The 25,754-nt window shown below is 62.9% G+C and carries 23 protein-coding genes; 6 read left to right on the forward strand and 17 right to left on the reverse strand.

What is annotated here, in order from left to right; all coding sequences use genetic code 11:
- Positions 1–102 precede the first annotated feature (102 nt).
- Together IEY62_RS17540 and IEY62_RS17545 are read left to right on the forward strand one after the other, a co-directional pair.
- Positions 103–2,079, forward strand: a complete 1,977-nt coding sequence (locus IEY62_RS17540; RefSeq protein WP_189020218.1) for a primary-amine oxidase — start codon at positions 103–105, stop codon at positions 2,077–2,079.
- A 2-nt stretch (positions 2,080–2,081) separates the two neighbouring features.
- Entirely contained in the window at positions 2,082–2,519 is a 438-nt protein-coding gene (locus tag IEY62_RS17545) for a hypothetical protein (protein WP_189020221.1), read from the forward strand.
- Between the two features lie 105 nt (positions 2,520–2,624).
- On the opposite strand, the gene IEY62_RS17550 is transcribed toward IEY62_RS17545, so the two are convergent.
- Both IEY62_RS17550 and IEY62_RS17555 read right to left on the reverse strand, forming a co-directional pair.
- Entirely contained in the window at positions 2,625–3,518 is an 894-nt protein-coding gene (locus IEY62_RS17550; protein ID WP_189020223.1) for a sigma-70 family RNA polymerase sigma factor, read from the reverse strand.
- A 17-nt stretch (positions 3,519–3,535) separates the two neighbouring features.
- Positions 3,536–3,994, reverse strand: a complete 459-nt coding sequence (locus tag IEY62_RS17555; protein WP_189020225.1) for a carboxymuconolactone decarboxylase family protein — start codon at positions 3,992–3,994, stop codon at positions 3,536–3,538.
- Positions 3,995–4,087: 93 nt separating this feature from the next.
- On the opposite strand from IEY62_RS17555, the gene IEY62_RS17560 reads away from it, so the two are divergent.
- The gene (locus tag IEY62_RS17560) at positions 4,088–5,125 is read left to right on the forward strand and encodes a zinc-dependent alcohol dehydrogenase family protein (RefSeq protein ID WP_189020227.1); all 1,038 of its coding nucleotides are present in this window, start codon (positions 4,088–4,090) and stop codon (positions 5,123–5,125) included.
- A gap of 189 nt (positions 5,126–5,314) precedes the next feature.
- On the opposite strand, the gene IEY62_RS17565 is transcribed toward IEY62_RS17560, so the two are convergent.
- The 3 genes from IEY62_RS17565 to IEY62_RS17575 all read right to left on the reverse strand — a co-directional run bounded on the left by IEY62_RS17565 (position 5,315) and on the right by IEY62_RS17575 (position 8,934).
- Positions 5,315–6,553, reverse strand: a complete 1,239-nt coding sequence (locus IEY62_RS17565; RefSeq protein ID WP_189020347.1) for a pyridoxal phosphate-dependent aminotransferase — start codon at positions 6,551–6,553, stop codon at positions 5,315–5,317.
- 48 nt (positions 6,554–6,601) lie between these two features.
- Entirely contained in the window at positions 6,602–7,222 is a 621-nt protein-coding gene (locus tag IEY62_RS17570; RefSeq protein ID WP_229785418.1) for a hypothetical protein, read from the reverse strand.
- A 119-nt stretch (positions 7,223–7,341) separates the two neighbouring features.
- Positions 7,342–8,934 carry an alkaline phosphatase D family protein gene (locus IEY62_RS17575; RefSeq protein ID WP_189020231.1) on the reverse strand — a complete coding sequence of 531 codons (1,593 nt, stop codon included), beginning with the start codon at positions 8,932–8,934 and terminating at the stop codon, positions 7,342–7,344.
- A gap of 132 nt (positions 8,935–9,066) precedes the next feature.
- Between IEY62_RS17575 and IEY62_RS17580 the strand changes: the two genes are divergently transcribed.
- Positions 9,067–9,477: a hypothetical protein gene (locus tag IEY62_RS17580; RefSeq protein WP_229785420.1), complete on the forward strand. Its 411-nt coding sequence runs from the start codon at positions 9,067–9,069 to the stop codon at positions 9,475–9,477.
- On the opposite strand, the gene IEY62_RS17585 is transcribed toward IEY62_RS17580, so the two are convergent.
- From IEY62_RS17585 to IEY62_RS17605, 5 genes are all read right to left on the reverse strand, one after another.
- The gene (locus tag IEY62_RS17585; protein WP_189020233.1) at positions 9,459–11,891 is read right to left on the reverse strand and encodes an HAD-IC family P-type ATPase; all 2,433 of its coding nucleotides are present in this window, start codon (positions 11,889–11,891) and stop codon (positions 9,459–9,461) included. The two genes, IEY62_RS17580 and IEY62_RS17585, sit on opposite strands and share 19 nt — an antisense overlap.
- Before the next feature lie 85 nt (positions 11,892–11,976).
- On the reverse strand, positions 11,977–12,990 hold the full coding sequence (locus tag IEY62_RS17590) for a hydroxyacid dehydrogenase (protein ID WP_189020236.1): 1,014 nt from the start codon (positions 12,988–12,990) through the stop codon (positions 11,977–11,979).
- On the reverse strand, positions 12,987–13,901 hold the full coding sequence (locus IEY62_RS17595) for a carbohydrate ABC transporter permease (protein WP_189020238.1): 915 nt from the start codon (positions 13,899–13,901) through the stop codon (positions 12,987–12,989). The genes IEY62_RS17590 and IEY62_RS17595 overlap by 4 nt, the downstream gene beginning before the upstream one ends.
- Entirely contained in the window at positions 13,898–14,830 is a 933-nt protein-coding gene (locus tag IEY62_RS17600) for a carbohydrate ABC transporter permease (RefSeq protein ID WP_189020240.1), read from the reverse strand. Before IEY62_RS17600 ends, IEY62_RS17595 begins: the two co-directional genes overlap by 4 nt.
- An 82-nt stretch (positions 14,831–14,912) precedes the next feature.
- Positions 14,913–16,226 (reverse strand): ABC transporter substrate-binding protein, encoded by a 1,314-nt coding sequence (locus IEY62_RS17605; protein ID WP_189020242.1) that lies wholly within the window; start codon positions 16,224–16,226, stop codon positions 14,913–14,915.
- Between the two features lie 287 nt (positions 16,227–16,513).
- Here IEY62_RS17605 and IEY62_RS17610 point away from each other — a divergent pair, with 287 nt between their 5' ends.
- Together IEY62_RS17610 and IEY62_RS17615 are read left to right on the forward strand one after the other, a co-directional pair.
- The gene (locus IEY62_RS17610; protein ID WP_189020244.1) at positions 16,514–18,535 is read left to right on the forward strand and encodes an NHL repeat-containing protein; all 2,022 of its coding nucleotides are present in this window, start codon (positions 16,514–16,516) and stop codon (positions 18,533–18,535) included.
- A 128-nt stretch (positions 18,536–18,663) separates the two neighbouring features.
- Entirely contained in the window at positions 18,664–19,743 is a 1,080-nt protein-coding gene (locus IEY62_RS17615) for a substrate-binding domain-containing protein (RefSeq protein WP_189020246.1), read from the forward strand.
- 21 nt (positions 19,744–19,764) lie between these two features.
- Here the strand turns inward: IEY62_RS17615 and IEY62_RS17620 are convergent, their stop codons facing one another.
- The 7 genes from IEY62_RS17620 to IEY62_RS17650 all read right to left on the reverse strand — a co-directional run bounded on the left by IEY62_RS17620 (position 19,765) and on the right by IEY62_RS17650 (position 25,748).
- Complete coding sequence (locus IEY62_RS17620; RefSeq protein WP_189020249.1) at positions 19,765–20,268, reverse strand: methyltransferase family protein; 504 nt, start codon at positions 20,266–20,268, stop codon at positions 19,765–19,767.
- A gap of 73 nt (positions 20,269–20,341) precedes the next feature.
- The gene (locus IEY62_RS17625; RefSeq protein WP_189020251.1) at positions 20,342–21,190 is read right to left on the reverse strand and encodes a CPBP family intramembrane glutamic endopeptidase; all 849 of its coding nucleotides are present in this window, start codon (positions 21,188–21,190) and stop codon (positions 20,342–20,344) included.
- A gap of 50 nt (positions 21,191–21,240) precedes the next feature.
- Positions 21,241–22,023, reverse strand: a complete 783-nt coding sequence (gene nagB, locus IEY62_RS17630) for a glucosamine-6-phosphate deaminase (protein WP_189020253.1) — start codon at positions 22,021–22,023, stop codon at positions 21,241–21,243.
- On the reverse strand, positions 21,930–22,997 hold the full coding sequence (locus IEY62_RS17635; RefSeq protein ID WP_189020255.1) for an ROK family protein: 1,068 nt from the start codon (positions 22,995–22,997) through the stop codon (positions 21,930–21,932). Before IEY62_RS17635 ends, nagB begins: the two co-directional genes overlap by 94 nt.
- Entirely contained in the window at positions 22,994–23,911 is a 918-nt protein-coding gene (locus tag IEY62_RS17640; protein WP_189020257.1) for a Gfo/Idh/MocA family protein, read from the reverse strand. Before IEY62_RS17640 ends, IEY62_RS17635 begins: the two co-directional genes overlap by 4 nt.
- Positions 23,908–24,795 carry a carbohydrate ABC transporter permease gene (locus IEY62_RS17645; RefSeq protein WP_229785421.1) on the reverse strand — a complete coding sequence of 296 codons (888 nt, stop codon included), beginning with the start codon at positions 24,793–24,795 and terminating at the stop codon, positions 23,908–23,910. Before IEY62_RS17645 ends, IEY62_RS17640 begins: the two co-directional genes overlap by 4 nt.
- Complete coding sequence (locus IEY62_RS17650; RefSeq protein ID WP_189020260.1) at positions 24,792–25,748, reverse strand: carbohydrate ABC transporter permease; 957 nt, start codon at positions 25,746–25,748, stop codon at positions 24,792–24,794. The genes IEY62_RS17645 and IEY62_RS17650 overlap by 4 nt, the downstream gene beginning before the upstream one ends.
- Between the last annotated feature and the right edge of the window lie 6 nt (positions 25,749–25,754).

The following is a 25,754-nucleotide window of genomic DNA, read 5'->3' on the forward strand; positions in this document are numbered from 1 at the left end:
AATTGGCGGAAAGGTCTTGTGACCCATCTTACGTTTTGGTTATTCTCTACATCTATAGAAAATAAATTCCGACCCATCATAGGTCCCGGACAAGAGGCAGCCATGACGCCCACAGCAACTGAGACAGTCGCCACCGAGGAAGCCCAGTACCGCCTGGCCACGGGCGCCGAGATCTCCGAGGTCCAGGCAATCCTGCAGGCCGCCGGACACCTCGGTTCCGAAAAGCGAATCGCCTACCTCGGGTTGGTTGATCCTTCGCGCGGCACCACGGAGCGCGAGCGCCGCTTCCGCGTCTTCATCCACGACATTTCCGGCGGGGCACCCACGGATGTCCTTGTTTCGGTGACGCGAGGCCAGATCCTCGCCGCCGTCGAACTGGACACCAAAGTCTCCGGCGAACTGCCGGTCCTTGAGGAAGAGTTTGAGGTTGTGGAGACGCTCCTGGCAACGGACGAGCGTTGGCTCGCCGCGCTCGCCGACCGGAACCTGGACGTTGAAAAGGTCCGCGTCGCTCCGTTGTCCGCCGGCGTCTTTGAATACGCCGAAGAGAAAGGCCGCCGCATCCTCCGCGGCCTGGCCTTCGTGCAGGACTTCCCAGAGGACAGCGCCTGGGCCCACCCTGTCGATGGGCTGGTGGCGTATGTGGACGTGGTCAACAAGGAAGTCACCCAGGTCATTGATCTCGGCGTCATGCCCATCCCGGCAGAACACGGCAATTACACGGATCCTGAACTCACCGGACCGCTCCGCACCACCCAGAAGCCCATCAGCATCACCCAGCCCGAAGGTCCGAGCTTTACGGTCACCGGCGGTAATCATGTCGAGTGGGAAAAGTGGAGCGTGGACGTCGGCTTCGACGTTCGCGAAGGAGTGGTCCTCCACAACCTTGCCTTCCAGGACGGCGAGAAGAAGCGGCCCATCATCAACCGCGCTTCCATCGCCGAGATGGTGGTTCCCTACGGTGATCCTTCGCCCATCCGTTCCTGGCAGAACTACTTCGACACTGGCGAATACCTCGTGGGCCAGTACGCCAACTCTCTGGAACTGGGCTGCGACTGCCTGGGCGACATCACCTACCTCAGCCCGGTCATCAGCGACGCTTTCGGCAACCCCCGCGAAATCCGCAACGGCATCTGCATGCACGAGGAAGACTGGGGCATCCTCTCCAAGCACTCCGACCTCTGGACCGGCATCAACTACACCCGCCGCAACCGCCGCCTGGTGATCTCCTTCTTCACCACCATCGGTAACTACGACTACGGCTTCTACTGGTACCTCTACCTGGACGGCACCATCGAATTCGAAGCCAAGGCCACCGGCGTCGTGTTCACGTCCGCGTTCCCCGAGGGCGGCTCGGACAACATCTCGCAACTGGCACCCGGCCTCGGCGCACCGTTCCACCAGCACCTCTTCAGTGCCCGCCTGGACATGGCCATCGACGGCCTCACCAACCGTGTGGAGGAAGAGGACGTGGTCCGTCAGGCCATGGGCGAAGGGAACGAGCGCGGCAATGCGTTCTCCCGCAAGCGCACGGTCTTGGCCAAGGAGTCGGAGGCTGTCCGGGAAGCCGATGCCCGCGCGGGCAGGACGTGGATCATTTCCAACCCGGAGTCCAGGAATCGTCTGGGTGAGCCGGTCGGCTACAAGCTCCATTCCGAGAACCAGCCCACGTTGCTGGCCGATCCTGGCTCCTCCATCGCGAAGCGCGCGGCTTTCGCCACCAAGGACGTGTGGGTCACCCGCTACGCCGACGACGAGCGCTACCCCACGGGCGACTTCGTGAACCAGCACTCAGGCGGCGCCGGGTTGCCCGCTTACGTTGCCCAGGACCGGGACATTGACGGCCAGGACATCGTCCTCTGGCACACGTTCGGCCTCACGCACTTCCCGCGCGTGGAGGACTGGCCGATCATGCCCGTGGACACCGTTGGCTTCAAGCTCCGCCCCGAGGGCTTCTTCGACCGCAGCCCTGTGTTGGATGTGCCGGCGAACGCCTCCGGCTCAAGCTGCCACAGTGGGTCCGCCTCCGGTGAAGCAGCCGATGACGGGCACGGCGAAGCCGCCGGGCACTGCCACTAGCCATGGCGATCACTGCCGGACGGGTCCGTGCACGCGGACCCGTCCTCCATCCCCGCATCTGCGCGGCGCTGACAGCCGTTTCCTGCGCCGTGCATCTGTGGCTCGCGGCCTCGGGGCACCACGACGCCTGGCTGGGCATCCTCATGATCGGCCTGGCTGCAGTCTGCATTCCGTGCACCGTCCATATTTGGCGCCACAGCAGGGTGGGCGCGCTCCATCAAGTGACCATCTCCGCCCTCGCCATGGTGGGACTGCACGCCGTCCTGCTGCTCGGCGCGAGCGGTGCCGGACACGCACACGGCGGCAGCCCGGCGTCGAACGTTGTTGATACGGCCGGGGCAGCGCAACTGCTGCTGGTGATCGGACTGGAAATCACGACGGCGTTGCTCGCCGCTACGCTGGTGGCGCGCCTCCGCCGTCGGGTGGCTGTGGCGTCCTGACCCACCGCCGGCCGCCGAAGTGGCCCATCTTTGCCGCAGCAAAGTCCGGAGTTCAGGCAAAAGGGACCGGCCCGGGAGGCCAAAGAAGGGCCAAAACGACAAGGGTCAGAGCGAAAGCCGGGTCAGCTTGTCCGGGTTGGACAGTTGCCGCAGCCCTCGGATGCTCCCGTCCGGACCCGCGTCCACTTCAACGACGTCGGAACGGCCGTGGTGCCTGAGGACCAAGGCCGCTCCGCCGTTGATCTCAATGACCCATGCCCGGACAGGCTCCACGGGATCGAAATTAACCGCCTTGGCCAGGATGCCCGCAAAAAAGCGCGCGATCCGCGCCGCCCCGAACAGCGGGTTCATGGCGCTCTTGACCTTGCCGCCGCCGTCGGCCCACAGGACCGCGTCCCGATGGAGCATCGCCACCACAGTGTAGATCTCACCCTGTTCGATGGCTTGGACCAGCTTCTCCAGGACGGCACGGTCCTTGGCCCGGGGAGCCGGCGCATCGGGGTCGATCTCCAGGCGGCGTTCGGCACGGGAGATCATCTGGCGCACGGCCGCGGGCGTCTTGTCCAGGATCTCCGCGATTTCCGGAGCAGGCATCCCGAAAGCGCGGTGCAGTACCAACGCCGCCCGCGCTTCCGGTGCCAACTGCTCGGCCAGATGGAGCAAGGTCAAGGACAGTAATTCGCGGTTGGCCACCGCCTCCTCGGGCAGCTGCCCGGAGTCCACGGGTTCAGGCAACCATGGCCCCGTGTACTCCTCGCGCGCGGCGGCGAGCTGGCGCACCCGGTCAATGGAGCGACGCACGCACACCGTTGTCAGCCATGCCGGCCAGGAGTCCACCCCGCTGGCGGCGGTATTCCGTTCCTGCCGCACGGCGTCGATGGCAACCTCGGAGACCACGTCCTCGGCGTGGCCGAAGTCGCCCAACATCCGGTACGCAATCCCCAAGAGGCGGTTCCGTTCACTTTGCCACGCCGCCGTGGCCGAGACTGCCAGAGTCATGCTGCCCACGTTACCGTTCAGACCAGCGGATTCTTTTCATCCACCGGCGGCTCCATCTGTGTGCTGATGGCGATCCGGTTCCACACATTGATGGTGGAGATCGCCAGGATCAGGCCACCCATCTGGCCGTCGTCGAAATGAGTGGCCGCAGCGTTCCAGATCTCGTCCGTTACCGTGTCCGGCCCCAGTTGCGTCACGGCGTCGGTCAGGGCGAGTACAGCCTGTTCGCGGGCGTCGAAGAACACCTTGGAGTGCTGCCAGGCCGCCACCGCGTGCAGCTTCCGGTCCGGGATGCCGCGCTTCCTGCCGTCGGTTGCGTGCATGTCCACGCAGAAGCCGCAGCCATTGAGGATGGACGCGCGCAGCTTGATCAGCTCGTACAGATCGGGATCAACCGACGTACGTGCGTAGCCTTCCAAGCCAATGACGGCAGCGTAGCCGAGTTTGTTGCTGCGGCCGATGTTGATGCGGGTCATGCTGACTTCCCTTCAGAGTTGGTTCGTTACATCAGGAATGTCGGAAGCGGCCTGCGAAGTGTGACAGGGGCGGCTAATTGTTAGAGTCAGTCGATGCGCGCAGTAGTTTTCGATGAGGTCCGGACCCAGCCCGACGTTCGGGAAGTCACCAAACCCGAGGCTCCCGTTGGGGGTGTGGTGGTGAAGGTTCTGGCCACCGGCATGTGCCGCAGCGACTGGCATGCCTGGGCCGGCCACGATGACATAGCGATGCCCCACGTTCCTGGCCACGAGCTCGCCGGTGTCATCGACTCTGTCGGGGAAGGCGTCCAGCGCTGGAAGGTCGGCGACCGCGTCACCGTCCCCTTCGTTTGCGGGTGCGGTAAGTGCGAATGGTGCCTTGCCGGGGACGCGCAGGTGTGCCCTGACCAGCAGCAGCCCGGCTTCACCCACTGGGGATCGTTCGCCGAATACGTGGCCCTGCACGCTGCCGACAGCAACCTGGTCGCCATCCCGGAAAGCATTGAATTTACGACGGCGGCAAGCCTCGGCTGCCGCTTCGCCACGGCCTACCGTGCCCTGGCAGCCCGTGCCACCTTGAAGGCCGGCGAATGGGTCACCATTGTGGGCGCGGGAGGCGTCGGCCTCAGCGCTGTGATGATTGCCAAGGCCATGGGAGCCAACGTCATTGCCGTCGATCGGAACCCGGACGCCCTGGCAGCGGCTGCACGTTTGGGCGCCGACCATACCGTGCTTGCTGATGGTGCGGACATCCCCGCCGCGGTCAACGTCCTCTCCGGCGGGGGCAGTCACGTGGCGGTTGACGCCGTCGGAAGTGAACAAACCTGCGCAGACGCAATCCTCAGCCTTCGCAGGCGGGGCCGACACGTCCAGATCGGCCTGTTGCCTTCCATTGACGGCAACCCGCAGGTGCCCATGGCCCGCGTGATCGGCTGGGAACTGGATGTCCTGGGCAGCCACGGCATGGCCGCGGTGGACTATCCCGGAATGATGGCCCTCATTGAACAGGGTGCGCTCCAGCCGCAACTGCTGATCGAACGTACCATCGGGCTGGAAGACGCTGCGGCATTGTTGCCCGGTTTCGACAAGGCCAACCCGGCAGGCATGACCATGGTGGACCCGACCCGCTAGTCCCTTCTCCTGCATGCCATGTCCCTCCTGTTCGCCGATACCTTCGCCCTGGGCGCACCTCCACCGGGAAAATCGCCGAGCGGACCTTGCGCGAGACCGGGGTTTGTGCTGCCGGGGAGGCTGAGCCCGGCGCTGGGTCCAGCTAGCGTTTCTCCGTTCCGAACATCAGTGTGGGCGAAGCCAGCCGCGTTACTGTTTCCATTCCTCCGCTGGCCGGTTCCGGTACGCGGCCAAAAAATGGGATATCCGGCGCACGGCTTCTTCGATGTCCTCGACGGACGGCAGGATCACGAACCGGAAGTGGTCCGGGGTGGGCCAGTTGAAGGCCGTGCCATGGGAGACGAGGATCTTCTGTTCCTGCAGGAGCTGGAGGACGAATTTCTCGTCCGAGGCAATGGGGTAGATCTCCGGGTCCAGACGTGGGAACAGGTACATCGCGCCAGCAGCGGGCACACAGGAAACGCCGGGAATTGCCGTGAGCAACTTCCAGGCAAGATCCCGTTGTTCCCGGAGCCGACCGCCGGGACGGATGAGGGCTTCGATGCTCTGGTAACCACCCAGACACGTTTGGATGGCGTGTTGTGCCGGGACATTGGCGCACAACCGGAGCGATGCCAACAGCTCCAGCGACTCCCGGTACGCGGCGGTCGCCGTCAGCGGCCCGGTCACAGCAACCCAGCCCGCCCGGTAACCCGGCATACGGTAGGCCTTGGACAGCCCGCTGAAGGTCAGCACGCAGATGTCCTCGGCGACCGAGGCTGTGTGGATGTGCGGGGCATTGACGTAACGGATTTTCTCGTAGATCTCGTCAGAGAAAAGAACAAGATCGTGCTTCCGGGCCAGCGCTGCGAACTGTTCCAGGATGTGGCGCGGGTAGACGGCCCCGGTGGGGTTGTTCGGGTTGATGATCACGATGCCTTTGGTGCGTGGCGTGATCTTCGCTTCGACGTCGGCCATGTCCGGCCACCAGTTTTCGTCCTCGTCGCAGAGGTAGTGCACGGGCTTGCCGCCCGTGAGGGTCACAGCGGCAGTCCACAGCGGGTAGTCCGGTGCCGGGATGAGGATCTCGTCACCGTTCTCCATGAACGCCTGCAGAGTCATGGAGATCAGTTCGCTGACGCCGTTGCCGATGAAGACGTCCTCCACACCGATGTTCATGAGCCCCCGCGTTTGGTAGTACTGCGAGATGGCCGTGCGGGCAGAGAAAATGCCCTTGGAGTCGCTGTACCCTTGCGCACCGCGAAGGTGATGGATCATGTCCACCACCACAGACTCGGGAGCTTCCAGTCCGAACGGCGCAGTATCCCCAAGATTCATCTTGAGGATACGGTGCCCTTCGGCCTCCATCGCCTTGGCTGCCTGAAGGATCGGCCCACGGAGTTCGTAACGGACGTTCTGGAGTTTGCTGGAGTGCTGCATCGGACGCATGGTTGATCTTTTCATGGCAGCAGCCATGACGGGCAAACTTGTCCGGAATCAGGACCAACGGATGGTTACGGGGAGCCGCTTGGTGCTGGCGGAAACTTCCCTTTCGGTACCGTCCACCGCTACAGCGAAGTGCTGGAGTTCATCGGCGGAAGCCAGGACCTCGAAATGCCCGGTCGCGTCGCTGACCACTGCAGTGGCCGAAGAATGGGCATGGATGTAGGCGTCGGGGATGCCCTTGTTATGGGCATCCACCAGGCGTCCCCGGATCCTGCGGACAGCCCCCGGGTTGCCCGTCACAGCTTGGTTGGGCGGGTCGGAAGGCTCCTCGAAGCCAAGGGATACCGGAACACGCACCAGGAATCCCAGCCCATCTTCCAGGACATCTGGATAGTCTTCCGCCCGGAGTTCGTCGCGGGACACCACGGAGAACTCGCTGTGGACTTCCACTGCCAAAAGAAGCTGCTCCATGATGTCCAGCTGCTCGGGCCCGTGGCATTCAACCGCCACCCTCAGCTCAAGATCCAGGGCAGGGGTCTCATGATGTGACCTGCCCACCCGGGTGAGTGCCACCGCCCGCACGGTGACCGGAGCCTCCGGCGGCGGGACACCGGCAACGGGGGACCCGTCGTCGAACCTGACATGGCGAGGAGCGACGGCTTGCGAAAGCACCCCGAGAAGCTCAGACAACGACGAACGAACAAGGCCCACGGCAGAACCCCAGCCGGACAGGAATCCAGAATTGCAACTGGGTCTAGGCTACTCCCACAGTTGCCCGTAGTCACTGGGATTCAGGCGAGGCCGGGCACACGGTCGTTGATGGTGAAGGACTTCCTGGTGCTGACCGGAGCGCCCGGCGTGGTCACGTAATCGAGCACGCGGAAGTCGGCGGTCATCGAGTCCTTCGTAATCCGTGTGTTCACGTACCCGCGGTTGTCGTTGTAGAACTTCAGGTGCGGGTTCCAGGCCATGGTGGGGTCGGTGGTGGAGCCTGTGCCGTTGCCCGTGGACGTGATTGACGAGCACACCAGTTCCGAGCCGACCACCGGAGATGCAGGGTCCTTGTAGTCCACTTTGAGGTCTGTTGCCCAGTGGCGGTGCACGTCGCCGGTAAGCACGACGGCGTTGCGCACCTTCGCGTCTACCCAGCCTTGGGTGATGCGGCGGCGGGAGGCGGCGTACCCGTCCCAACCGTCCATGGAGACATCGTCGATGTCCGGCGCCTTATCGCGGTCCCGTTCGGCGAAGAACACCTGCTGGCCCAGGATGTCCCAGCGCTGGGTGGAGTTCCTGAAGCCGTCCAGGAGCCATTTTTCCTGCTCGGCTCCGGTGATGGTGCGGTTTTCCTCCAGGCGCCCGGCCACGTTCTTCTGCCAGCCATCGCCTGCCAGCTGGTCATCACGGTATTGCCGGGTATCCATCATGTGGAAGTTGGCCAGTTGGCCCCATTGGATGGTGCGGTAGATCTTCATGTCGAAACCGGCCGGAACCGAGGACGCACGGAGCGGCATGTTCTCGTAGTAGGCCTGGAATGCGGCGGCGCGGCGCTGCCGGAAATGCCCGGTGGTGTCGTTGAGCTGTCCGGCGTCCGTGTTCTCCGGGATGTCGTCCGCCCAGTTGTTGTCCACCTCGTGGTCGTCCCAGACCACCAGCCATGGTGCGATTGCGTGCGCTGCCTGCAGATCGGCGTCGGCCTTGTACTGGGCATGCCGCTGGCGGTAGCCGGCCAGGCTCACGGTCTCCGGTCCTTCGTGGTCCCGGGGATTGCCGCCGCCGATCACGTAACTGCCCTTCTTGTACTCGTAGACGTAGTCGCCGAGGTGCAGCACCAAATCCGGATGGTCCTCGGCCAGGCGCTTATAGGCAGTGAAGTACCCGTGCTCGTACTGGGCGCAGCTGGCAAAAGCCATGGCCAGTGCGGCGGGAGTCTCACCTGGGGCGGGGCTGGTCAGCGTGCGCCCTACTTCGCTCATGTGCCGGCCGGTACGGAAACGGTAGAAGTACTCCCGGCCCGGCCTGAGGCCCTTCACCTCGACGTGCACCGAGTGGGCGGTTTCAAGGCGAGCATGTTCGACGCCGCGGGCTACTGTCCGGCGCATCGCCGGGTCTTCTGCGACTTCCCAGGCAACGGTGACGTTGCGGGAGGGCATGCCGCCCAGGCCATCCTCTGCCACGGGGTTCACGGCCAGCCGCGTCCAGAGGACGAACCCGTCGGGCCACGGTTCGCCGGAGGCGATGCCGAGGGTGAACGGATCGGTGCGGAGACCGGCGTCGTCTGCTGTCGAAACCGCGACGGCGGAACTGGCGGCGGGACTGGCGACGGCGGCGACGAGTCCGGCCCCCAGACCGGCGGAGATGAGGGATCTGCGGGAGATGTTTTCCATGAGTCCGACACTAAGAAGCCTTAGTTGACAGGATCCAAGGGTGATGTGAATGGCTGGTTAATAGTGTGACAAGAGGTGTTAACCCCCTTGGTGCCCTGCCAGCGGTTGCCTGCGCTCGTCTATGCTCAGGTTATGACGACGGGGGAGCGCCCTAAGCGGCCTGGTGCGGTGACTTTCTCGGTGGTGCTGATGTACATCGGCGGCATCGCGCAGATCCTTCTCGGCGTACTGACGATTTTCCTGCGGTACACGCCGGAGGCCCAGTCCGGCGGTGTTGCCCTGCCAGTGACTTTGCTCGGGGCAGGAATGGTCCTCTTCGGTTTGCTGGTGATCGGGCTCGCCTCGGGAGTAGCGCGCGGAAGCTCCGCCGCCCGCAGCGGGGGTACGGCGGTGATGTTTCTTGGGCTGGCCTTCGCCGTGGTTGACCTGCTGGTGGCCGCTGACGGCGACTGGTCCGCTGTCATTTCGCAGTCCATTGCGACCGTGCTGGTGGTTGTGCCGCTGTGGGTCGGACGGGGACGCCGTTATTTCGACAGCCGCTGACGGGACTCCTCAGCGTCACGGTAGGCGACGCGGCGGTGCACGAACCTCACGATTTCGATCAGCGCGATGCAGGCCACGGACGTTCCAAGCACGAGTAATGCCGTAGGGAGCGTCGGGTCGGTGAACTGCAGGAAATCGCGGGCGATCCGGACGGAATACACCAGGACCAAGCCCACCATCATGGCCCCGATCACCATCCCTTTGAAACGGGTGACCGGCCGTGAAAGCACCACCAGGATCCAGATACCGATGATCGCCAGGATGAGGGTGGACCCCGTCCTGATTTCAGCTTCCGGGATGGACAGGTTGGCCGCTAGCTTGGCGTACGCTGCGAGCCCCAACGTGACCGATACCCCTGCCGGCACCGCAAAGGTGAGCGAACGCCGAAGGAAACCAGGGATGTAGCGCTGGGCGTTGGGCAGCAAGGCCAGGAAGAAGGCCGGAATGCCGATGGTCAGGCCATCAGTGACCGAGAGTTGCCGTGGAAGGAACGGGAAAGGCAGCAGGAGGATGCCGAACGCGATGGCCAGGAAGGTGGCGTAAGCGGTTTTGGTCAGGAAGAGCATGGAGACGCGCTCGATATTGGCGATCACCTGACGCCCCTCAGCCACAACGCTCGGCAAGTGCGAAAATTTGCCGTCCAGGAGGACCAACCGCGCCACCGCTTTGGTCGCAGCGGCGCCGGAGTTCATCGCCACGCCAATGTCCGCCTCCTTGATCGCGAGCGCGTCGTTCACTCCGTCTCCGGTCATCGCGACCGTCCTCCCGGCAGATTTGAGTGCCACGACGATGCGCTTTTTCTGATCAGGGGACACGCGCCCAAAGACCACGTTGCTGTTGATGACCTGCAGGAGCTCCTGCTCATCATCCGGCAACCCGCGGGCATCAAAGCCGTGGGGTGCGTCCAAGCCGACCTCACGGGCAATGGCAGCAACGGTTTGGGGGTTGTCGCCGGAAATGATCCGGACATCCACCTCTTGTGCCGCGAAATAGCTCAGGGTTTCAGCGGCATCGGAGCGGATGTTCTCCCGGAAGGTCAGGAGCACCACGGGCACCGCATCGGCGGGCACCGTTTCATCATGCGTAGGCGTTCCGTGTGCCAGGACGAGCGTGCGGCGGCCGGTGGAGGCAAGTTCGGTGGATTGGGAAGCGAGTTTCTGCAGCACGGGATCTTGTGAATCGTGGGCAGGGAACACCATTTCCGGGCCGCCGAGGATCCACATGTCGTTGCCGAAGACTACCGCGCTCCATTTGCGGGCGGATGAAAAGGGAACCCGGTCCCTTTCGTGGTCTTGAGGCTGCTGCGTGAAGTGCCCGGCCAGGCTGCGTGCCGTGGCGTTGGCATCCTTCTGGACCCCGTACCAGGAAAGGACAGCTTCCCAGCCCGGACGGGTAACCAGCGGGTGGGCGGCGTCGAAAATGATGTCGCCTTGGGTGAGCGTGCCGGTTTTGTCCAGGCAAATAATATCCACGCGCGCAAGCCCCTCAACGGCGGGAAGTTCCTGCACCAGCACCTGCTGCCGGGCGAGCTTTACTGCCCCCACAGCGAAGGCAATGCTGGTCATCAACACCAGTCCCAACGGGACCATCGCGACGACGGAGGCGATGGTGGCCGTCGCTGCCTCGCGCCACGCCCCACTTGCCGAAGCCTGGGACCACCCGCCCTGGGCAATCATCTGGGCATTCAGAACCAACAGCGCCACGGGGCCAACGAACCAGGTCACCCATTTCAGGACCCGGTCAATGGATGAACGGAGTTCTGAAGCCACCAGTGAGAATCGCTTGGCTTCGGCCGCCAGGGAGTTGGCGAACGAGTCCGCACCTACCCGGTCCACCACCGCGGTTCCTTCACCGGCAACCACTACGGAGCCGGACAGCACGCGGTCAGCGTCTTCCTTCTCAACGGCGTCTGATTCACCGGTCAGCATGGATTCATCCACCTGGAGTCCGCGGGAGCCGGTCAACACCCCGTCGGCGGGCACTTGGTCCCCGGCCCGGAGGATCAGGGTGTCATCCATGACGACGTCGTCCAAAGGAATTTCGGCCTCTGATCCCTCCCGCATGACGCGGGCATGCGGCGCGTTGAGCAGGGCCAGCCGGTCCAATGCCCGCTTGGCGCGGTACTCCTGGACGCTTCCGATCACCGCGTTGGCGATGGCGCTGAAACCGAAGAGCGCATCCTGCCACCGGCCGATCGCGAAAAGGACAATGAAGCAGGCCAGGATGATGCCGTTGAACAAGGTGAGCACATTGGCGCGGACAATGCTCCATACGCTGCGGCTGGTGTCCTGGACAAACGCATTGGTTTTTCCCGCGGCCACCCGCTCAGCAACGTCGGCAGCGCTCAGTCCCTGCGTCGAAACAACGTCTTCCCGGACGGCTGTCCCGGACTGGTCCTTCTCATTTTCCGGCACTCATGCCCCCTGCTGTTGAGCCGATCCAAGGAATTCTGAGTCGATCCCCGGACGGTTGGTGCACTGGGTTTGAGTATGCCAGCCGTCAGGCCGTGAAGGCGAGGTCCTTGGCGTGCAGTGGGTGGAGCAGTGGTTCACCCCGGGAGATCCGTTGGGCTTCTTCGATGGTGCTGACGGCCATGCGTTCCAGTTCCATACCCAGCGAACCTGCCAGATGTGGTGTGAGCAGCACGTTTGGATGGGTGTAGAAACCAGAATCCGCAGGGAGCACCCAAGGGGTGGTGACGTCCAGGACGGCGTAAAGGTCGCCTTGTTGGATACGTCGAAGCAGCGCGTCCTGGTCCACCAGTTCGCCGCGAGCGGTGTTGATGAACGTGGCTCCCGGCTTGAAGCTGGCCACCAGGCCTTGGTGGATCAGGTTGCGGGTGGACGGGAGCGATGGCGCGTGGAGGCTGACGACGTCGGAGCCCGCCACGAGCTCTTCCAACGAAACACGTTCGACGCCGAGATCAGCTGCCGCGGCATCGTCCAGGAAGGGATCGGCTACCACTACCTGGACGTCGTAGGACTTCAGGAGCCGGATGACGTGCTTGCCGATCCTCGAGGCACCGATGATGCCCACTCTCTTGCCGAAATTGCCCATGTCGGGAAACACCTGATCGGGTTCGATCTCTGTCTTCTCCGTGTGCAGTTTCCGGGCGATCTGCAGTACGCGCTTGTTGGCCAGGAGGATCATTGCCACTGTGTACTCGGCTACGGGGATGGAGTTTGCGTCCGCAGCGGTACTGACTTCGATGCCCCTCTCCCAGCACTCATCGCCCACGTGGTGCTTGACCGTGCCGCCCGCGTGAAGGACATGGGTCAGGCGCGGAGCAGCCGTGAGAGCTGCGGCGTCGAGTTTTGGGCAGCCCCATCCTGTGATGAGGATGTCTGTTTCCGCCAGCAGTTCCTGCGAGCGCGGTGAGGTGAAGTCTTCCATGGGCACCGGGCTGAGGAGCCTCAGCCCGGGTCCCAGGGTTTGGAGCCTGCGGGGCGGAAAGACCCGGTTTACGACGCCGGGGCCCATGGCGAGTGCGACGTTCAGTTCAGTGGTGGTCACTTGACGCTCCCTGCGGTGAGGCCGGACTTCCAGAAACGCTGGAGCATGATGAAAGCGACCAGCAGCGGAAGGATGGACAAGAGCGAGCCTGTGATGACCATGGGGGTGAATTCGGGCTGTGGGACCGAGTAGCCCTGCCAGATGGAGATGCCCACGCTGACCGGCAGCAGCTGCTGGTCCTGGAGCATCACCAGGGGCAGCATGAAGTTGTTCCAAACGCCCACGAACTGGAACAGGGCGATGGTGATGTAGCCCGGCATCATCATGGGCAAGCCCAACGAGAAGAAGGACCGGATAGGGCCCGCACCGTCCATGCGTGCCGCTTCAAGGGTTTCGGCCGGGACGTAGCTGGACGAGTAAACCCTGGCCAGGTAAACACCGAACGGGTTGCAGAGCACAGGGATGAGGACAGCCCAGACGGTGTTGGTCATGCCCACCAGGGAAGCCAGGAGGTACATGGGCAGAACCGTAGCCGTGTTGGGAATCAGGACACCCACCAATACGAATCCGAACAGCGAGTCCTTCCAACGGAACTGGAACTTGTCGAACGCATAACCTGCCATGACGGAGATCAGGCTGCCCAGCACTGCACCGACTCCGGCGTACATCACCGAGTTGCCGAGCCATCGGAAGAACAACCCGCCGTCCTGCTTGGCCACGTTGGCGATGTTTTCGAAGAGCGAGAAGTTCCCCAACGCGTAGGCGCTGGTGCCGTAGAGGTCTGCCGCATTCTTGGTGGAGGCGAACACCAGCCACAGGACTGGCACCACCATGTAGGCGGAGCCGATGATCAGGAGCCCGTTGACGGTGAGCTTGCTGGCGAAGCCGCCACTGCGGTTGGAACCGCCGCGTCGCGGAGCATTGTGGGCAGAAGCTGCAGCGCGGGGCCGGGACAAAGTTGAAGTGCTCATGATTTGTTCATCCTGGAGCTGAGGCGGGTGACGGCCAGGGACAGGATTGCTGCCAGCCCCGCGATGATGACGGAAGCGGCGGCCGCTTGGTTGAGGTTGTGCCGAATGAAGGCGGCATCGTAGGCCCACAGGTTGGGAACCCAGGTACTGGTCACGGAAGCTGTGGCCTTGGAAATGATGGACGGTTCTGTGAACAGTTGCAGGGTGCCGATGATGGTGAACAGCATGATGACGCTCAACGCCGGGAGGATCAGCGGGAACTTGATGCTGATGGCGGCCCGGATCTCCCCGGCACCGTCCACACGGGCCGCTTCCAGGATTTCGCGGGGCACGGCCTGCAGTGCGGTAAAGAGGATGATCACGTTGTAGCCGGTCCACTCCCAGACGCCGATGTTCACAATGGACGGAAGGACCATGTGCGCATCAAGGAAGTTGATCTGGATGCCACCGCCTTGGAGGGCCTGGACGAGAGGGCTGATGCCGGGCGTGTAGAGGTAGGCCCAGATGAGGGCAGCGATGACGCCCGGAACTGCGTGCGGCAGGAACACCAGAAGCTGGAAAAGTTTGCGTGCCTTGGCCACTGAGGCATCCAGCAGGAGCGCGAACACCACGGCGCCGCCCACCATGCAGGGAATGTAGATCAGGCAGTACAACCCGAGCCGGGCGATACCTTCCACGAACGTCTCGGATTGGAAAACCTGCACGTAGTTCTCAAGTCCTACGAAAACTGTCTTGGCTTCCCCGAAGCCCAGACCGGACTTCTGCTGCGAGTGGAAACTCAGCACCAGCGAGTAGATCACCGGTGCGATCATGGCGATCGCAAAGACCGCGAAGAAAGGGACCAGGAACAAGGCGGCAGTCCGTCCGCCGGTTCCCGCCAGTGCGCGGCCTCGGCGGGGCACTGTGGTGGTGAGGGCCTGGGTGGCCATGGGATTCTCCTTGGTTGGAGGGGGCCTCCGGCGAGGCCCCCTGCCTGTGACTGCTTTGTGGAAGAGCTACCCGGTGACGGGCCTACTCTTTGACGGACAAGCCGGCCTGCTTCAAGCCGCCTACGGTGGCGTCCTGCGCGGTATCGACGGCGTCGTGGATGGTGCCGCCGGTGGTCAGCTTCCCGTAGGCGTCTTTGAGCGCGGTGTTGGTGATGTCCCAGTTCGGGCCCCACTGCCAACCCGGGGTGATGGTGCCGTAGGCCTTGTTGAAGACCTCGTAGATGTCGTTGCCGAAGTAGCTGGCGTCGTAGGCCTTCTGCGCAACGGGCGTCAGTCCCGGGAAGGCAAGGAAGGCGGATCCGGTGTTGCCACGGGCCTTGATGGCTTCCTGGTTGGTGGTGAGGAACTCGACGAACTTGGCGGCCGCGGCCGGGTTTTTGCTGCTCTTGGTCACGTTGAAGCTGGATCCGCCATAGAACGCTCCGGACTCGTTGCCCCAGGTTGGCAGCTCGGCGGCGATCCACTGGCCCTTCTGACCACTGGCTTCGGTGCGCTTCTGGATACCGGTGGCACTCCAGTTGGCGCCGAGGACTCCAACTACCGTGCTGTTGGCCAGATCCAGGCTCCACTCGTCACTGTAGGCCTGGGTAACTTTGACGATCTTCTCGTCAATCAGCTTCTGCCAATAAGAGGCAACCTTCTGGGTGGCTTCATCGTTGACGCCCACCTTCCAGCTGTCGCCCTCGGTGCCGAACCACTTTGCGCCAGCCTGCCAAGCCAATCCGGCGCTCGCGGCTACCTCGTTGGGGTTGAAGCTGGCGAGGTAGGAGTTGGGCGCTGCGGCTTTGAGCTTCTTACCTGCCTCTTCGAATTCGTCCCAGGTTTTAGGGACCTCGACGCCGGCCTTCGCCAGCATGTCCTTCCGGTACCACATGAGCATGGGGGCTGCGTCGTAGGGAAGGGCGTAGGTCTTGTCGCCGAACTGGACCAATGCCTTGGTCTCGTCCGTGAGCTTATCCACGGTCTCAGCCTTGTTGATGAGGCCATCGAGAGGAACGACCTGGCTATTGCTGACGAATTGCGGCAACTGCGGGTATTCGATGGTGGCCACGTCCGGGCCGTTGCCTGCCGTGATGGCGGTGGAGAGTTTGGCATACCCGCCGTTGGCGCCGTTGGGGATGGTTTCGAAGCTGACCTTGATCTTGTCCTGGCTGGCGTTGAACGCTTCAGCCACTTTGTCCATGCCGGCCAATGAGGACCAGAAGGTGATGGAGCCGGAGGGATCTTCCGTGGGCGTGGGTGCTGCCGCTGGGGTGGGGCCGTTGCCGCACGCGGCCAGCAACAGAGTGCTGGCAGCCAAGCCAGCTACTCCGGCGAAGAGATGACGACGCTTCATGGTGTTCTCCTTTGAAGACTTCGGATGCGAAGGGGATATGTGGTGGGGGCCACACGGCGATAGGTCCATGTAATCGGCAAGTTCGAACATCTTCAACGTTTCAAACAAATTCAAACATCCATCGAAATCAGCATTGTAGGAATCTGCAAGGTATAGCTGCTCTGAACGAAATGAGTTGTGTTTGAACGAACAGAAAAGCTGGACTGTGTTCGCTCTGCGCTGCTATGAATTCTGGACACCCCAACAACAGCTCACTCATCGAGCACTTCCTAAGAGCAGGGATTCCAATGGAGAAATCGAACATCAGCAGGCGGGCAGTCCTCCAGGTCGGGGGAGTGGCGTCGCTCGCAGCGGCCATGGGGCTGGCAGCCGGCCAACCGGCGTCGGCGTCCGCCTCCCTGGCGGCCAAACCGAAGGCGACCGAGGTCCTGGACCTTGGCCCCGGCGTCGTACAGTTCTCCCTCATGAGCGGGCTGCTGGTGGGTGAGACGCTGTACATTGGTTCGCGAAACCTGGACCCGGTACGGATTGTGGCTTTCCACGTGCCCAGCGGCAAAGTCACCGGCGTGAGCGAACTGGAGAACGGCTACGCCATCCAAACCCTCGCTGCCGACGCCTCCGGCCGGTACCTGTATGCCGGGGTATTGCAGAACACCACTGGTCCCAAACCGAACCTGTTCCGCTGGGACCTGTCCAACCTGGGCGCAAAGGCCACCCCGGTTGGCCGGATCGGTGACCGCGACGTTCGCGACCTGAGTGTGGCCCCCAACGGCCGCCTGTATGCCGTGGGCGGCGGCAGCGGTACCGCGCCGGCCCTGTGGGAATACGAGCCCGCCACCGGCACGGTTTCCAACCTCGGCGTTCCGGACGCCGGAGCCACCTTGGCCCGTGCCGTCGCCGCCACAGACTCCACCATCTTCTTCGGCGCGGGCAGCACTCTGGGTGGCGGAGGAAGCGCCAGCCGGGCGTGCTTGTACGCCTATGACCATGCAGCCAAGTCCTTCAGAAACGTCACGCCTGCGGAGATGATCGCGGACCCGAGCATCAGGGACCTGGCGATCGTGGGCGACAAGCTAATGGTCAGCTCGGCCGCTTCAACATCTACCTCCAAAATCGCGGCCCTGAGTGTCACCAACCCGTCCTCCTATGCCTCGGCGGCATCGGAAGGAAAAACCGCAAAGAACTTCGCAGCAATTGGCGACAAGGTCTATTTCGCCAACGAATCGGGGCTCCTTGCCTACTCCCTTTCTGCCAACACCGTTTCAGCTGTTCCGTACCAAGGCCCGTTCTTGGGCGAGATCTGGGGCGTTGACACCCTGAACGGCAAAGTGCTGGTGACCTCCGCATTCGGGTTCGTTGCGGAAATCGACCCCACGTCCGGGACATTCAAGACCACCGACCTTGGCGAGGCCGGAGCGCCGTCGGACGCCCAGGAAGCCATGGGTCTGGCAGCCGGAGGCGGCCTCGTGTACGTCGGCGGCAACGGTGTCATCTCGCGACGATCACTGGGAACCGGTCAGGTCGCCAACATGACCGTCCCCGGGGAGGCCAAGGACGCCGTGGTGGTGGACAGCGTCTTGTACACCGGCCAGTACAGCTCCCAAGGCATCTGGAGCTACGACCCCCGCAGCGGCAAGCCCATCAGCCAGGTGGCCAAGTTCTCCTCCGAACAGAACCGGCCCTTGGACGTCCACTGGGATGAGGTCAACAAGCTCGTTCTGGTGTGCGCGCAGGCCGATACCGAGGGCGGCGGTTCGTTGTGGACCTACGATCCCCGCACGGGTAAGTCGGGATTCTTCCTTAACCCCGTGGATAAGGTGCAGTTGGTCCGCGCGGTAACAGCGCGCGACGGCGTCGCTTACCTCGGCGGCGGACGGCCCGGAACGGAGGGGCCTGGCACCGTTGTGGCGTTCGATCCCGTAGCGGGCAAGGAACTGTGGCGCCTTGATCCCGGTTTGGGCGCCGGCGTTTCCGCCTTGGCGGTGCAGGGGCGGTACCTCTATGGGATTGTGCGGACCGGACGTGTTTTCGTGATTGATCTGCCGAAACGCACGCTGATCCACCAGGCCGATATCAGCTCGGTCTGCACGGGATTCGCTGCTCTGGTCACCAACCGTGGCGCTGTCTACGGTGTCTCGGATACGAACGTCTTCCGCTTCGATCCCAAGACCTTCGCGCTCGCCACTGTTGTGGCTGACATCAACGGCGGCTGGTACAGCGGCTCGCACATCACCAACGACGAAGACGGCTACCTCTACACAATGCGTGGCCGCAACGTCGTGCGGATCGACGACCACCCACGGCCGTGACGGCTGGCGTTGCGGGGTCTGCTCTGCGCACTCTGGCGAGCGTTTACGCGCAAAGCCGGCCCCGCGACGTCGTTTCCATTCAGTCAATTATGCTTATTTGAACATTGGGATTCCGGAAGAGGACTGGCATGCTCAGCGGGGAACGCCACGAGAAAATACTCCGCGAGCTGGAGTTGCGGGGGACCCTCACCGTGAACGACTTTGCCGAAAAGAGCGGCCAGTCCACTATGACCATCCGCCGGGACCTGACGCAGCTCGCTGCCCAAGGACTCCTCCGCCGGGTCCATGGCGGAGCGGTCCGTATGGTGGTGGAGCGGCCAGGAGAGGCCATCCACAGAAGGACCCGCCAGCCGCTGGCCACTTTGGGACTCATTGTCCCCACCACCGGCTACTACTTCCCCGAGGTCATCCGCGGTGCAGAAGCAGCGGCCCGGGCTTTGAATGCGCGCCTGATCCTGGGTGTCAGCAACTACTCTGCCGACGACGAATTCCGGCAACTCCAGCGCATGGTGGCCAACTCCGTGGACGGGATACTCCTGGCAACCGCAGGCCCCCTCGAACCCGGTTCGCCAACGTTCGACCTGCTGTCCGGAGTGCGGATCCCGGTGGTGCTGGTGGAGCGTTCAAGCCGGGTGTTCGAGTCCGTGATGTCAGACCACTCATACGGTGCTGAACTGGCCATGGAGCACCTTGCCTCCCTGGGCCACCGCAGGATCGGACTGGCCATTGCCAGCAGCGCCACGGCACCTTGGCTGCGTGAAAGCCATGAGCGCATGGTGGCCAAGCTGGGTCTCGAAACGGATGCACCTGTCCTGGAGTACGTCCGCTCGGTAGTGGGTGCGGGAAACAACCACAAGGAGTTTGCCAAGTTCCTGAAAGACTGCCGCCGCACCAACACCCGTGCCGCACTGGTCCTTCCGGACGAGGAAGCCATTACCCTGGTCAACCTTGCTGAGGAGTCCGGCGTCGACGTTCCGGAGGACCTGGCAATCGTTGCCTATGACGACGAAGTTGCGGACCTCGCCCCGGTACCCCTCACCTCCATTTCTCCGCCCAAGCGGGACGTTGGATACGCGGCCGTGACCATGTGCATGGAGAGGTTGACTGGCATGGCCGGCTCCGCCGTTTCACCCGCACTCCGCCGGGTCAGCCTGGCACCCAAGCTGATTATCCGGGAGTCCACCGTGACCGGGGAGGACTCGGAGTAGGGGGTTCCTCACCGATGTCGCTCACCCCCGCCACGGAGTCAACCGCGGCCACCATCCCGGGACGTTGCGCCGGTACGTGGTGTATTGCTCGCCATAGGTCTCAGTGAGTGTCGGCTCCTCATAGCCCTTCACGAAGGCCACCACCATGGCGAGGACTATCACTGCGTAGATCACCAGCCCCCAGCTGCCGAACAGCAGCGCCTGGCCGAGGATGATACTGAGAACCGCGAGGTACATGGGATTGCGCACGTAGCGGTAGGACCCTGTCACAACGAGCGTTTCGGTGGGAGCCACTGGCGCAGGTGTTCCGCGGTTCAGTGCGAAGAGTGCAAAGGCGTGCAGGAGGATAACCACTCCGGCAGCAACAGCCACCCAGGCGACCACGACGGTCCACCCATCGCCCCACGGGTGCCACGGCCAACCCGTGATCATCCACGGAACAAATCCCGCAACGATCCCAGGCGCCAGGAACAAGAAAAGAACCGTGCCGATCCACGCGCGCACAGGCGAGGCTGCCTTGGCCATGGGCGCCAGAATAGTCCCATTCCCTCTACTGCGCGACCCCGAACGTTTCTGTTTGTTCCTGATTCGCTGAGCGCTACACCGTTGTCATGGCGAGCGGTGCGCGCTGCATCTTTCCACGAACCACAATCAACGCGACCACCGCGATCAGGATGTAAATCATGTTGGCCGGGCCGGCCAGCTGCACGAGCGGGCTTTGCGGCCCCGCAGCAGCCTGATCGATGCCTCCCGTGGACAGGAAGAGCGTGGGGTCATAGAGGGCATGAAGAATCATGGGCCAGATCAGGTTGCCGGTAACCCGCATGGTCAGGTACATGCAAATGCCGAAACCGAACGTGAACACAATGGTCACCAGGACCGTGATGATCGGCATGCCTGACAGGGCATTAGCGGAGTGCAACAGGGCAAATATCAAGGAAGACAGCACCATGACCACCCACTCGGATTTCCCGGAGTCCCGCAGCATTTTCACCACAATGCCGCGCGTGAGGATTTCCTCCGCGAAACCGATCAGCAGGCCGGTAAGCAGCATGATGACCACGACGGAGGCCTGGTAACTGCTGTAGTTGATGCCCAGGAAGCGCAACACAATGGCGGCAACCAGGAAGAACGGCGCCGCCCACATCCACCAACTTCCCTTGACAGGTTGCTTCGCGAAGAGCGGTTTGAACCAGCCCACGGAATAAACGAACGCAGCCAGTGCAGCACTGCCAACAATCAATGACAATGTCAGACCGATGAAGACGCTCTGGGGTGTGCGGAAGATATCCTCGGCGACCACTTGATCGCCTGCAATGAGGCCGATGACTTGGCCCGCACCAAGGTAGACCACCATGTAAAGCACCGCCAGGAGGACTGCCCGCCACCAGCCTCCGCGGTCCCAAAAAGACTTCCAGCCTGATGTGCGTGCGTCGTCCTGCCCCATTTACTGACCCCTTTTTTGGCACTCGGGATGCGTTCGCCCCCACTAAAAACTTACTGCATCAGATCCATGGCCGATTGCCGGGCATGACGGTAGTAATCGGAGTGTGCCAGCGCCGCGGCGGCCTCTTCGTCGATGATCACAGTTGCCCGCGCATGCTGTTGAATGACCGAACCAGGAATGGTTGAGGACACAGGCCCCTCCAAAGCAGCCTCAACGGCCTGTGCCTTGTTCGCGCCAAAAGCCAGGAGCACCAACTGCCTGGCTCGGAGGATGGTTCCCAGTCCTTGGGTAATGCAGTGCGTTGGAACCTCTTCGGGCGAGTTGAAGAACCGTGCGTTGTCCTTGCGTGTTTGTTCGGCCAGTGCCTTGATGCGTGTTGACGAAGCCAGGGACGAGCCCGGCTCATTGAACCCCACATGGCCGTTGGAACCGATGCCCAGGATCTGGATATCCACGCCGCCGGCTTCTGCAATCAATGCTTCGTACTCTTCCCCGGCCCGGGTGATACCGCTGCCCGTGCCCCGCGGGGTGAACACGTGATCCGGGTTCAGTCCCAGGGGCTCAACGACTTCGCGGGTGATCACCGAGCGGTAGCTTTCGGGGTGATGCGGAGGGACGCCCAGGTACTCGTCCAAGGCAAAGCCCTTTACGCGGGAAACGTCAATCCGATCTTCGCGAATGGACTTCGCCAATGCTGCATACGTGGACAGCGGCGTGGAGCCCGTGGCCAGGCCCAGCACTATGGCCGGGTTGGCGGTGATTTGCTGGGCGATGATGGTTGCTGCGACGTTTCCGGCCTCGGTGTGGTCGCGGACAATAATGACTTCTGCCATGGGTCTTCCTTCAAGTTGTTGGGTAAGAGAAGTTGCTGATCGGCGGCCATCGCCGCACCGACAGAGCCAATGGGGAGTCCCTGAGGGACCAACTGGATGCGATCGCCGAGTGCGAGAGAGCCAAGGAACGGCGACGGTGAACTGAACCGGACAAGTTCCCTTTGGATACCTTTGAGCAGTGGCTGGCCCAGTGCGTTCAGACCGCCGCCGACGTAGATCGAAGAGGGGTCGTAGGTCAGTCCAAGGATCCGGATAGCTGTGGCAACTCCTTCGAAGAACCGCTGCTGAACAACTTTGGCGAGAGGGTCGCCGTCGAGCGCTGCCTCGAAAAGTGCGACGGCGGGCCACTGGCTTTCGGCGGGCCACCGACGGGCAATGCCAGAACCCGAAGCGATGAGCTCCAGGCAGCCCTTTTGGCCACAGGGGCATTCCTCGCCCTGGTGCCCGAGGGGGAGGTGCCCAATTTCGCCTGCGGCCCCGGATGCGCCCCGGACCACAACACCGTTGCTGACGTAACCCGCCGCCAAGCCGGTACCGAGATTGAGGTAGGCGCTGGAGCCGGACGTGTCGCCGTCGGCCAGTAGGTAGTGGGCTCCGAGGGCGGCGGCATTGACGTCGTTCTCCACCGAAACCGGCAGCCCCTGCTCAGCTTCCACCAGGCTGCCCAACGCGAGACTGGTGACGCCAACGTTCACCGCATTGGCGACGTACCCGGACGCGGTATCCACTGTTCCGGGAATTCCGATGCCCAACCCGGACACGCTGCAGTCCGCGAGGGTTTCGGCGCCGCGCAACTCTTTGAGGACGTCGAAGAGAGTGCTGAGAAGGGCCTCATTCCCACGTACGGTGGGACGGCGGACAGCGTGCAGGACATTGCAGTCCTCATCGATGGCGACAGCCTCGATCTTGGTGCCGCCGATATCGACGCCGATCCTCACCGTTCGGGATGACACACGGGTTGTTGTCTGGATCATGAGCTTCTTCCCACGGACACCGGGAGTCCGGCCTCCAGGCTTTTGTTGGCGGCTTCCACGATGGCGACAATGCTGAGGATTTCCCGCAGGGGTACGTTCGGTGTCCCCCTGTGGATGGAGTCCACGATCCCCTTCAACAGCCCAACAAGCATGGAAGGGCCGGCTTCGATCGAGAACTCGCGGACCCCTTCATCGGTTGTGAGGCGTCCTGTGGTGAGAGGATTCCACTGGGATTCGCCTTTCATGTCAGCCACTCGTTCGTTACCCCACCGCACCGTCACCGAGGTGACGGTGGTGAAGGAACCCGGCTTCCCGGCGTCGACCGTTATTGCTTCCGGGCCGGCGCCGAGCGCGGCTACTGCGAGGTCTACCAAGTGCACCCCGTACCACGACAAGCCGGGATGCCCCGGCTGGGTGGGCAAAGCTCCGTCCAGTGTCACCTCCCGGACGCGGGCACCACCACGGGCCGCTTGGAACTCCGGAGTGAACCGTTTGGGGGACCCGGCCAGGACCAGTGTGCCGGAGGCTTGTGCCTGGGCGAGCATGGTCCGGGCCTCAGCCAGGGTGGGGGCGAAGCGGGTGTCCACGTAGATCGGCTTTCCGTAGCGGACAACGCGCTCAAAGTAATGGGGGTGTGTCCGTGCATCGGAGGCCACGATGAGGAGGGCATCGCAGGCTTCGGCCACAGCTTCGGGAGAGTCACACAAGGTGACGCCAAGCCCGCTGACTTCGTCCGCGAAGCTGTCGATCCGGTCGAGGCTCAAAGGAAAGTCCGACGCCGCTTCCCCCTTCCAAGCGTGCGTCACCGTGCCGCCGGGGACCGCGCCGTCGACGCCGTTTCCAAAGAGTCGCGTAAAGGACGGCGCGTGCGGGGAATCGACGCCGATGAGGCCGAAACGGATGGGCGGGGTCATCCCTTGACCCCGCTGTGCGTGATGCTGGCGACGATGTGTTTCTGCAGCAAAGCGAAAATCACCAGGCAGGGGAGGAAGCTGACCAGTGTCGCGGCCATGACGTTGGACGTGGACGCTGTCTCTGTGTTCAGCGTTGCCAAGCCCACCGTGAGAGTTCTTGCTGCGTCCGATTGGCCCACCACCAATGGCCAGAGGAGGTCATTCCAATGCCATAGGAATACGAAGATCGCCAGGGTTGCCAGGACGGGACGAATCAGGGGCAGGACGATCTGCCAGAAGGTCCGCCATTCGCCGGCACCGTCAATGCGGGCGGCGTCGAAGAGTTCCTCGGGCATGTCCCGCACGAACTGGCGGATGAGGAAGATCGCCTGGGCGTTGGCCAGAGTAGGCAGGATCAGGCCCCAGAGGGTGTTCACCCCGCCCATCTTGGAGATGAGGATGAACGTGGGGATCAGGGTGGCCTGCACGGGCACCATCATGGTGGCGATGATGGCCCAGAGCAGCGCGTTCCGTCCGGGGAACCGCTTGCGGGCCAAGGCGTAAGCGGCCATGGAGGCGGTGAGCAGGACAACCACCACGGATACCGCCGAGTACAGGAATGAGTTCCAGAGCCAGAGCGGGAATTCGCCCACGTTGAAGATGCGGACAATGTTGTCGAACGTCAGTGACGATGGCACCGCGTAAGGCAGCGTGGGTGCATCCGCGGGGGAGAGGGCCAGCACGGCCACGGCAATCAGGGGCGCCACGGTGAACAGTGAGATCACTGCCAACACCCAGGTCAGGGTGCGCTGGCGGCGCTTCTCTTTGCTGCGTCGGGGGCTGGACACGGCGGGACCTTTGGCTGGGCCCCGGCCAACAGTTTGCGTTGAGATGGTGGCAGTCACTTGGAGTCCTTACCTTCGAAGAAGCGCTGCTGGATGAGCGACAGGATGAGCACAATGATGAACAGCACCACGCCGATGGCCGAGGCATAGCCGAAGTCGAAGAACTTGAAGCCTTCATCGAACAGGAAGTAGATGAGGCTGTGGCTGGCCCGGGCGGGTCCGCCTCCGGTCATCACATAGATGGTGTCGAAGACCTGGAAACCGACAATCGTCTCGATGACCAGGACAAAGAACACCACGGGCTTCAGCAGCGGCAGCGTCACGAACCAGAACGACTTCCAAGCGCCTGCCCCGTCGATGCGGGCAGCCTCATGGACTTCAGCTGGCTGCGCCTTGAGCCCGGCCAGGAATATCAGCATGGAATAGCCGAAGCCTTTCCACACGGACACTACGGCCAGGGACAAGAGGACCAGCAGCTGAGGCCCTGAGGTGAAGGGGACGGGCCCCATGCCCAGGCCGCCCAGGGCGGCATTTAGAGGACCATCGGTGGAAAAGATCCAGGTCCAGATGATGCCGGCCATCACGAACGAACTGAGGTACGGAATGAACAGCAGCGCCCGGAAAGTCCCGGAGAACCTGACCAGTTTGTCCAGGAGGACAGCTCCTGCCAGTGACACGGCGATGATGAATGGCACAAAGATCGCCACGTACAGGAACGTCACCTTGAGGCTTTGCCAGAAGTTGGGATCCGCGGTCAGGCGCGTGTAGTTGTCTGCGCCGATGAACTCGAAGTCACCGTTGAGGCTGTACTCGGTCAAGCTCATGGCGCCGGCCCCGAAGATGGGCAGGAATTTGAAGAGGCCGAAAATGACCAGCGTGGGAAGGACGAAAAGGATGCCGGCCAACGCTTCGCGGTTACGGGCCTTCCTGGCTCCAAAAGGTTTGAGCGGTGACGCCGTCAACTCTGGATGTCGGCCGGCCAGCGTCGTTCTGGTGCGGGTGTTTACAGACATGGGGTA

The sequence above is a fragment of the Paenarthrobacter histidinolovorans genome (assembly GCF_014647595.1).
Classification (GTDB): Bacteria; Actinomycetota; Actinomycetes; order Actinomycetales; family Micrococcaceae; genus Arthrobacter; species Arthrobacter histidinolovorans.